This window comes from uncultured Leptotrichia sp. (assembly GCF_938036635.1).
Lineage (GTDB): Bacteria > Fusobacteriota > Fusobacteriia > Fusobacteriales > Leptotrichiaceae > Leptotrichia > Leptotrichia hongkongensis.
Map to the genome: position 1 here is coordinate 1 of NZ_CALHQO010000044.1, position 2,149 is coordinate 2,149.

Here is a 2,149-nt window from a genome sequence, read left to right on the forward strand (position 1 = left end):
AATACTAAATCCTATTAGAAAATAGTATATCATTCTAAATTGATTAAATAAAAAAGGATTATCAATCACTTATGATAACCCAAAATAATTATTTTAAATTTTTATTCTTCAAAAAATTCACCAATTTTTCTATATTTATCATACCTTCTTTTTAGCAATTCCCTTAATGAAAATTTGTCTATCCGCTTAAATTCCTTTACAACCATTTCTTTTAAATTTTGTGCTGTTTCTTCAAAGTTTCTGTGTGCTCCGCCCAAAGGCTCTTTTATGATTTCATCTATTATTCCAAGACTTTTTAGGCTGATAGCATCCATTCTTAGACTTTTTGCAGCTTCTGCAGCTTTTGTTGAATCATTAAAAAGGATTGAGGCACATCCCTCTGGGGAAATAACAGAATACACACTATTTTCAAACATCAAAATTGAGTCTGCTACACCAATTCCTAATGCTCCTCCACTTCCACCTTCTCCAATAACAACAGATACAATTGGTACACGGAATCCAAACATTTCCGCTAAATTTTTGGCAATAGCCTCTCCTTGCCCTTTTTCTTCAGCTTCTATTCCAGGATATGCTCCAGCTGTATCAATTAATGTCAGAATTGGTAATTTAAAACGTTCTGCCATTCTCATTAATCTAAGAGCCTTTCTATACCCTTCAGGACTCGCCATACCAAAATTTCTAAAAATATTTGATTCAATGTCTCTTCCTTTTTGCTGCCCTATTATCATTATTTTATAACCATCAATTGTTGCAAGCCCCCCTACAATCGCATTATCATCCTTTGAAAGCCTGTCACCGTGAAGTTCTACAAAATCCTGCGTCAATTCTTTTATATAATCCAAAGTATATGGTCTTTGAGGATTTCTTGAAATTTGAATTCTATTCCAGGCATCCATTTCATTTTCCTCAAAATCTCTATATTTATCTTCGAGGTTTTTTTCAAGTTCTGTTATTTGAGCAGAAAAATCAATGTTTCTTTCAGCTGAAAATCTTTTTAACTCGGCTATATTATCTTCCAATTCTTTAATTTCATCTTTTATACTCATATTCTATCCTTTCGTTTGAAAAATTTTAAAACTTACACTAATTTTTCCAATACTCTATAAATCGTTGTTTTTAAGTCTTTTCTTTCTGAAATTATATCAATCATTCCGTGTTCTAGCAAAAATTCTGCCCTTTGAAACCCTTTTGGCAATTTCTGATTTACAGTCTGCTCAATTACCCTAGGCCCTGCAAAAGCAATAAAAGCATTTGGCTCTGTTATAATAACATCTCCTAGCATTGCAAAAGAAGCTGTCACTCCACCAGTAGTCGGATCAACAGGTACAGAAATAAACGGAATTCCTGCTTCATTCAATCTTTTTACTGCTCCTGAAGTTTTTGCCATTTGCATAAGTGACAAGATTCCTTCCTGCATTCTTGCACCACCAGAGCTTGAAACTACTACAACTGGTATTTTTCTTTTAAGCCCTCTTTCTAATGCCCTTGTAATCTTTTCTCCAACAACAGATCCCATACTTCCACCCATAAAGCTAAATTCCATTGCGGCAATACTCACTTCTAGTCCATTAATTTTTCCAACTCCGCTAATAACACCATCTAACATTCGGCTTTTTTCACGTGCTAATTCCAATTTTTCCTCGTATCCAGGAAAATTTAATACATCTTTTGAATTAAGTGTCATATCTTCTTCAATAAAGGTTCCTTCATCAATCAACAGCTCAATTCTTTCAAAAGCTGTAAGCCTAAAATAATTTCCGCATTTTGGACATACATTTAAATTATTTTTCAAATCCTCATTATAAATAATCTCATTACATTGATTACATTTTTTCCACTTGTTGTCATCCACAATATCAACTGTCAATTTTGATTTGGATGTAAGTGTTACATATTTATTTTTTGATTTTCTGCTTGAAAATAATCCCATTTTCTTCACCTCTCAAGAATTTTATATTTTTAAGTTAAAATAACAGGTGTTACAATACTCTATATGATACTATATTTATATTAGATTTTTCTTTGATAAAAATACTTTTTAAAAAAATGCTTTGTCTATAATCGAAAAATTATAATTGTCAAAAGAAAGTGAATAACAACAAAGAAAAAATCTGCTACTTCCATCTTTTATTCCATACTTCTTATC

The 2,149-nt window shown here is 31.6% G+C and carries 2 protein-coding genes; both read right to left on the reverse strand.

Annotation, left to right across the window (positions count from 1 at the left end; translation table 11 throughout):
- Window positions 1-101 precede the first annotated feature (101 nt).
- Window positions 102-1,049, reverse strand: a complete 948-nt coding sequence (locus tag Q0370_RS00750) for an acetyl-CoA carboxylase carboxyltransferase subunit alpha (RefSeq protein WP_299570741.1) — start codon at window positions 1,047-1,049, stop codon at window positions 102-104.
- Between the two features lie 32 nt (window positions 1,050-1,081).
- On the reverse strand, window positions 1,082-1,933 hold the full coding sequence (gene accD / locus Q0370_RS00755) for an acetyl-CoA carboxylase, carboxyltransferase subunit beta (RefSeq protein WP_299570744.1): 852 nt from the start codon (window positions 1,931-1,933) through the stop codon (window positions 1,082-1,084).
- Between the last annotated feature and the right edge of the window lie 216 nt (window positions 1,934-2,149).

Bases quoted from the DNA above. Each gene is read 5' to 3' on its own strand.
- Q0370_RS00750 (WP_299570741.1), bottom strand. From the start codon at position 1,049: ATGAGTATAAAAGATGAAATTAAAGAATTGGAAGATAATATAGCCGAG.
- accD (WP_299570744.1), bottom strand. From the start codon at position 1,933: ATGGGATTATTTTCAAGCAGAAAATCAAAAAATAAATATGTAACACTT.